Below are 7076 nucleotides of genomic sequence, written 5' to 3' on the forward strand. Positions count from 1 at the left end.
CGTGCCGACCCCGGTCAATATTCGATGGGCGAGCGCCGGAGCATCAACGCAACGGCGTCGGCCGCGCCCTGCTCGGGTTCGCCGAGCACGCTCTTCAACGGGAAGGCTTCGGCGAGCCACTCAGCTCATCGTCGGCGAACGAGCCTGAACCGCAAGCGTGGCACCGGCGCATGGGCTTCACCGACTGCGGCGTTCTCCCTGGACTCAATGAAGGCGGAGTGGACGAAGTATTCTTTCGAAAGCCTCTCTGACGCCGTCGCCTAGAACGACACACGCGCATGTCCAACATCCGTCCACTCGAGCTCACCGACGCTCCGGCGCTCTTCGCGGCCGTCAACAGTTCGCGAGACGCGCTTCGCCGCTGGTTGGATTGGTATCATGACAAGTACGATCTAGCGGACGCCGAGTCGTGGATCCGACACACCCTCGCCGCGCGCCGCGAGGGAACCGAGTTTCATTTCGCGATCTGTGAGTCGAAGAACGCCCCTGCGGTCGGCGTCGTCGGCCTCGAGCAAGTGAGCGCCTCGGACGCGCGTGCGATGATTGGCTATTGGCTGGCCACGTCGGCGACGGGCCGTGGTCTGGCGAAGCGCGCGGTCGCCGACGCCCTTCGCTGGGCCCGTGCCGAAGTGTCGGTGAAAACAGTCTGGGCCGGCGTTGCAGAAGACAATGCGGCGAGCCGGCGTGTGGTCGAGGCCAATGGCTTTCGAGTGGCCGGTACTCGGGGAATCGACGAGCGCGGTGATACCCTGCTGCTGTACGAAATGGCGCTCGCGGCCGTGGACGTCGATCGCGTCGTGTGACAGCTGCCCGGCCGGTCTTGCTCGTTGGCGGAACCGCGGCACCGGCGTGCTCCGGCCGCCGTTGCCGGCGTGCAACACATCATCTTCACGGCCGGCTGCCGAAGTGGACGGCCGGCCCGCCGGCGAAGGATCAAGCGCACCGAGTTTGACGGCGTCGCGAACCCGCTCGCGGCGGCCAAGCGCGCCGGCTTCGACGGCCGCTCACGGTTCGACCGCGATCGGCCGGCGCGAACGGTACGATAGACTAGCGCTCCCCGGCGCTCGGCCGCTCCAACGTTCGCGTGCTCACGTCCGCTCGCCCAGCGGCCGGCCGTTGCACCGCATGTGCGTGATTCCTCCTCATCCCCGGCCCGACGCGAAGATGGTGACTCACCGAGTCGGGCACGACGAGCCAGAGCATGGTCCCGATCAACGCGTGCGCGAACGCCAGGAAGAACAGGTTGCGATGGCGCTGGTAGGCCCACGCCGCCACCGTGCCGCCGACGAGCGTCACACCCATGAGCAGCGGGTTCGGCACGTGCGCCGCGGCGAACATCAGTCCCGCGATCGGGGCGACGACGAACTGATAGCGCGAGTCGAACGACGCCTGCAGGCGATTCGCGAAGTAGCCGTTCAGCAGGTATTGCTGAAAGAGCGCCCAGAAGCAGTAGCCGCCGAGGACGCCCGCCACTCGCCAGGCCGCCACGTCGCGCACCGTGTCGAACGCGAACCCGGCAATCACGCCGGCGATCGCGACGACCAACACGGGAATCGCGAAGCGGCGCGCGCACTCGACGAATCCGGCGCGCCTCAAGCCCAGTTCGGCCGCCGACTCACCCCGAACCAGATGGGAGGCGAGAACGATGGCCAATAGAATCATCCACGACCAATGGACCCGCGCTTGAAAGTACCAGATGTACGCGAGCAGGAGGACGAAGATCGTGCCTGCTTCGAGCGCGTGAACGATCGGACCGATCGGCTGAACCGCCGACCGAATGGCCAACGACGGCGACCGCACCTGCATGGCTTCGACTCCAGATCATCGATGCAACAGAATCACCCAGACCGCGTCGACGAGCGCGTGCGTAATCGCCGATGCGGTCACCTTCCCCGTGCGCACATACACCAACCCGTAGGCGACACCCGCGATCGTCGCCAACACCGCGTAGCGCGGGTCGGGCAGATGTGACAATCCAAAGATGATCGAGCCGACAGCGAGCCCGAGCGGAATGCCGAGCCGGCGCGATAAGAGATTCTGAATCAGGCCGCGGAAGAGGAACTCTTCCGGCACGGCGGTGACGAGATAGATGATGATCGGCTGGAGCAGCAGGACCGGCGCGGCGGCGCGAGGATTCCACGTGATGAAGTGGCTCGCGAATCCGATCGGCAACGCGATGGCGGCGTACCCGAGAAAGACGAGCACCGCTGTGGAAACGTCGCGCCGGCTGAGCGACCACCGGTAGCCCACACCGTCGAGCGGCCGCGCGACGACGAAGAAGTACAGTCCGGCGACGAGTCCGACGAGTCGTGACGCGTCGTACCCACTCGGCGCCGGCAGCGGCAGCGAGGGCAGCAGATGGTATTTCACGCCGAGACCGAGACTCGCCGCGGCGGCGAGCTCGCGCCACGGGAACTCGCCGGGCTTCGCTAGGCCTGTCGCGAGAATCAGCGATGGAATCGCGAGATAGACTGCGATCGAGAGCGCGCGATCTCCCACAGCGAGACCGGCCGCTGCCGCATAGAGAACACATGCAAGCCAGAGGACCGCTGGGCCGGCGGCAAGTCGAACCGACGCGTGTGGCAGCGCTACGGTGAGTCGGCGCGCGACGTCCGGAACGCCGAGCGCGATGTAGCCGCCCGCCAGGAGAACGAACAGTGCGATCGGCAGAGGCCGGGCGAGGTGTGCTCCGTGCGCGTTCGCCGTGAAATACGCGGCGAGCGCCAGCCCGAACAACACGGCGGCAACCCCGGCTTCCACGCTCCACCTTCGGCGGGGGGCGGAGGAAGCCGATGAATTCAGAACAACGACGCTTTCAGTCACTCGAACTCCGTGCTGCTTGAGCACCGTCACCCGCGATACAATCCTGGGGAAATCGCCGCGGCGGGGTATGGTACGACGGTACTACGTCGGGACGCGGTCTTCGGTGGGGCCGCTCGGCCTCTCGCCGCGTCCGCCTTCGAGAGAGCGCTATACACCGCGGTTCACACGATCGGTCCAGCCTGCGAACGGCGCCGCTTACGCCGAGAGGTCCCGACCTTTCGTCTCGCCCGCCATTCCCAACGCGGCGAGCCCCGGCGCCGCCATGGCCGCCGCGTACAGCGACACGGGAATCGTCGACCCGAATCGGTCGAGCAGCGCGACGCCGATGAGCGGCGCCACCGCTCCGGTGAAGACGGTGGCGAATTGGTAGCCGATCGAGAAGCCCGTGTACCGCGCTTTCGTCGGAAATAGCTCGACAAAGAAGGCCGACATCCCGCCGACGATGATGCCATGAAAGATTCCGCCGACCGCCGCCGCGACCATGATGACGAGCGTGGCACCGCTCGCCGTCGCCGGAAAGAGAACGAACGACCACATCGCCGCGCCGATCAACCCGAACCCCGTGACCGGCAGTCGTCCGATGCGATCGGAGAGCGCGCCCGCCGCGAAGATCGCGACGACGTCCACAATCGATCCGACCGCCGCCGCCTCCAACGCCAACGTCCTCGGCTGATGCAGCACGCGTGTCACGTACACGATGAAGAACGTCGTGAACACGTAGAAGAGCGCATTCTCCGCCGCCTTCACCAACAAGACCGTCAACACCGACCGCCACTGCGCGAGCACCGTGCGACCGACTCCTTCACTCTTCGTGTGTGCCCGCCGCTCGGCGTACGCGCGGTACAACGGCGACTCGGCGACCCGCGTACGCATCCAAATGCCGACGCCGATCAGCAGACCCGAGGCGAGAAACGCGACGCGCCATCCCCAGTCCGCCAGACCGGCGTCGCCCAACGACATGCCGAGCAGTGCGAGCACCGCCGCCGACAGCACGTTGCCCGCCGGCCCGCCGACCATCGGCCACGCCGTCCAGTATCCTCGCCGCTTAGCGGGGAGACTCTCGGCGACAAGCAGAAGCGCGCCCCCCACTTCTCCGCCGACCGCGAATCCCTGAATGAGTCGCAAGACCACGAGCAACACCGGCGCCGCGAGGCCGATCGACGCATAGCCGGGCAGCACGCCGACGCCCATCGTCGCCACGCCCATGAGCATCAGGCTCCACACCAGAATCCGCTTTCGTCCGTAGCGGTCGCCGAGGATGCCGAAGACCAGTCCGCCCACCGGCCGCGTGACGAAACCGATCGCGTAGGTCATCAGCGAGAGCAGGACGCCGTTGAGAGGGTTCACCGTGGGAAAGAACACGCGGTCGAACACCAGCGCCGCCGACGACGCGAAGACGAAGAAGTCGTACCATTCGATCAGCGACCCGATCGAGCTCGAGAAGAGCAGCGTTCCAACGCGCGACTCGTTCTCGCGCTCGACTGGAAGCGTCTCTGTCGCACCCGGTCTGATGTCAGTCGTCGCGCTCAACGCGGCAGTCCATCGAGAAATCTCATGACCTCGGGCCAGACGAAATCCGGCCGCTCCGCGTACAACATGTGCGCGGCGTGCGGAAGGCGGACCAACTTGCTGCCGGGTATCGTCGTCCACTGGGCCACCATGTCCATCGGGATCGCGTCCTCTTCGCCGTGCATGATGAGCGTCGGCACGTGAAGCGTTTTCAACGACGGCCGCAGATCCCAATCGCCGTACGAGGCCATGACGGCGCCGTTGGTCGTCCTCAGCCCATAGCGGATTCCCGCCGGATCCGACGCGCAGAGGTCGGAATGAATGCGCGACACCGATGACGGATCGGCGACGCGCGGGACTAGTCCGGCCGCCCAGTAGTCGTGACAGGCCTGGCGAATGTCCTTGCCCGCGGCGAGCCGGCGATTCGCATCCGCCGCTTTCGCGCTCAGCGTGCTGTCCATTCGCGCTTGCATCGTCTTTCCAAAGCGCTGCCAGAAATCGGCGCGATAGGGCGGGACCGGACCGAAGAGAACCATCGCGCGTACGTGTTCCGGATGCGCGATCGCGTACGATGCGGCGAGAAGGGGTCCGTACGAATGCGCGACAAGGATGGCTCGATCGACGTTGAAATGACGCCGGACGGCGTCGAGGTCCGCGATCTGTGCCGCGGCCGTGAGAACGGTCGTGTCCCGCGGCAGCGTCGAACGGCCGGTACCGCGCTGGTCATAGAAGATCACCACGTGCTTGTCGGCGAGCGGCGTGAAGTCGCCGTAGATGCTCTCGAGATCGACGCCGGGCCCGCCGTGAATCGCGATGATCGTGTCGCGGCCGTGGCCGACCACTCTATAGAAGAGGCGGACGGAGTCGCTCGAGGCCACGTAGCCTTCGTTCGCCTTCTGCGCCTTCACGGGGCCGACCGGCATGACGGCGAGCGCCGCGAAGGCGGTCGCGAGGATGTAGCGTCGAATTGCCATTGGATGATCCGGTTGATGCTACTTCGACGTTCTCTTGTATCGAATTTCCACCGCCTTCCACTCGGGAATCTTGGCGAAACTCAGGTAGCTCGCCACCACCATGCTATCGACGGCCGTCGGTTGAATGACAGTCCGTTGCGTCCAGGTATCCCCCGCCAGCTTGTACGACCCCTTCAGCTCGAACCGTCTCGTCCGCTCGTCCCACAATCCGTTCTCGGTGATGCGGATCGTGTTGGTGCTCGCGATGCGGGTGGCTTCGTACTCTCGCGTGCCGGTGTTGAAGCCCGTCCACGACAGCGTCGTGAACGGCGTGCCATTCAAGACGCCGTCGATCTTCTCTTCGATGAACAGACCGCCGAGCAGCGGGCGAATCGTCGACGTGCCTTTGACCGTCACCCCGGACGCGCCCGGCTGGAACCAGAATGTCATGTCCACGTCCCAAGTGCCCGCCATCGCCGTTAGTCGGTCATGCTCTGGACTAAGTCGGAGCGCCGCTGTTCGGGTCGGCGCGGAGAGGACTCGATCGGGGTTCGCGACGACGGCGCTCATGGCAAGGAGGGTCCCGCCGATCAACGTGGCCGTGCGGTTCATGTGTGCTTCCTCAGATGGGTTGGGTGCACGGGTAAATAGCGCCGCACGAGGCCGTCCGCGTCACCCGAATCGGTGATTTTGGCGCTGGAACAGAAAATCATGCGAAAGGATGACCCGTCGGCCAGTCCCCGACGGGACTGACGCATTCCGCCCGACAGACATCTTCCGCGATTCGCCGGAATTTCCGGCACCCGCGTAAGGAAGCGCGGATCAAAGGAGGAAGATCAAATGACGTCGGTCAGCCTTGCCGAGGGCCATGTCACGATCGCGCTGCCAACTTCCACACCGGGAACGCGCCGGGAAGTCCTGCTCGTCTGTGGCCTCGTTTCGTCGCTGCTCTACGTGGCGATGAACGTCGTATCGCCGCTCGTGTGGCGAGAATACAGCTCGGTCTCGCAAACGGTGAGCGAGCTCTCGGCAATCGGCGCACCCACTCGAGCGATCTGGCTGCCGATGGCTTTCCTCTATACGGCACTCGTGACGGTCTTCGGCTGGGGCGTCCGCGAAGCGGCCGGGAGTTCTCGCGCACTGAGGGCCGTGGGTGACCTCGTGATGGTGTACGGGCTGCTCGGCCTCGTTTGGCCGTTTGCCCCGATGCATCTTCGCCCGGCGCTCGCTGCCGGGGGCGGCATGATGACCGACACGATTCACATCGCCTTGGGCATCGTCACCGTCTTGCTCATGCTCCTCGCGATCGGCTTCGGGGCAACGGCATTCGGGCGGCGATTCCGCGTCTACTCGATTGCGACACTCGTCGTGTTGGTCGTGTTCGGTGCTCTCACCGCGGTCGAGGCGCCGGCGATCGGCTCCAACCAGCCCACGCCGCTGATCGGCGTGTGGGAGCGTACGAACATCGCGGCGTTCCTGCTCTGGGTGATCGTGCTGTCGTGCATGCTTCTCCTCGGCCGACGCGCCCGACCCCGAGCAACCCAATCCGCCGACACCCCGTGCGTTCAATCTCGACCGCGCGAAGGAGCCTCGGCTCGTCACGTGGGCGGCTAAGACGAACGATGTGGATGCCGCGCGCGCGAACGCCGCAGCGAGCGGCATACGCCTCGGGCGCGTCCAGGACGGCCGTCGGCAGCGTCCCGACGGCGTGATGCTCTCATGGCGCTACACCGATCCCGCGACAGTCGTCGCGGACGGGTTGATTCCATTCTTCATCGACTGGGGACAGTC

General features: G+C 65.7%; 7 protein-coding genes. 2 read left to right on the top strand and 5 right to left on the bottom strand.

The window, feature by feature from the left end; translation table 11 throughout:
* The first annotated feature begins 278 nt into the window (after positions 1–278).
* On the top strand, positions 279–803 hold the full coding sequence (locus VGQ44_11110) for a GNAT family N-acetyltransferase (GenBank protein HEV8447366.1): 525 nt from the start codon (positions 279–281) through the stop codon (positions 801–803).
* Between the two features lie 244 nt (positions 804–1047).
* On the opposite strand, the gene VGQ44_11115 is transcribed toward VGQ44_11110, so the two are convergent.
* The 5 genes from VGQ44_11115 to VGQ44_11135 form a co-directional block, all read right to left on the bottom strand.
* Positions 1048–1806, bottom strand: coding sequence for a CPBP family intramembrane glutamic endopeptidase (locus VGQ44_11115; GenBank protein ID HEV8447367.1), 759 nt, complete (start codon positions 1804–1806; stop codon positions 1048–1050).
* A gap of 15 nt (positions 1807–1821) precedes the next feature.
* Positions 1822–2760 carry a type II CAAX endopeptidase family protein gene (locus VGQ44_11120; protein HEV8447368.1) on the bottom strand — a complete coding sequence of 313 codons (939 nt, stop codon included), beginning with the start codon at positions 2758–2760 and terminating at the stop codon, positions 1822–1824.
* A 258-nt stretch (positions 2761–3018) separates the two neighbouring features.
* Entirely contained in the window at positions 3019–4353 is a 1335-nt protein-coding gene (locus tag VGQ44_11125) for an MFS transporter (GenBank protein ID HEV8447369.1), read from the bottom strand.
* On the bottom strand, positions 4350–5306 hold the full coding sequence (locus VGQ44_11130) for an alpha/beta hydrolase (GenBank protein ID HEV8447370.1): 957 nt from the start codon (positions 5304–5306) through the stop codon (positions 4350–4352). The genes VGQ44_11125 and VGQ44_11130 overlap by 4 nt, the downstream gene beginning before the upstream one ends.
* 18 nt (positions 5307–5324) lie before the next feature.
* Positions 5325–5897 carry a DUF1579 family protein gene (locus VGQ44_11135; GenBank protein ID HEV8447371.1) on the bottom strand — a complete coding sequence of 191 codons (573 nt, stop codon included), beginning with the start codon at positions 5895–5897 and terminating at the stop codon, positions 5325–5327.
* Positions 5898–6125: 228 nt separating this feature from the next.
* On the opposite strand from VGQ44_11135, the gene VGQ44_11140 reads away from it, so the two are divergent.
* A complete protein-coding gene (locus tag VGQ44_11140) occupies positions 6126–6899 on the top strand; it encodes a DUF998 domain-containing protein (protein ID HEV8447372.1) in 774 nt (257 codons plus the stop codon).
* Positions 6900–7076: the final 177 nt, after the last annotated feature.

This window comes from Gemmatimonadaceae bacterium (assembly GCA_036003045.1).
Classification (GTDB): domain Bacteria; phylum Gemmatimonadota; class Gemmatimonadetes; order Gemmatimonadales; family Gemmatimonadaceae; genus JAQBQB01.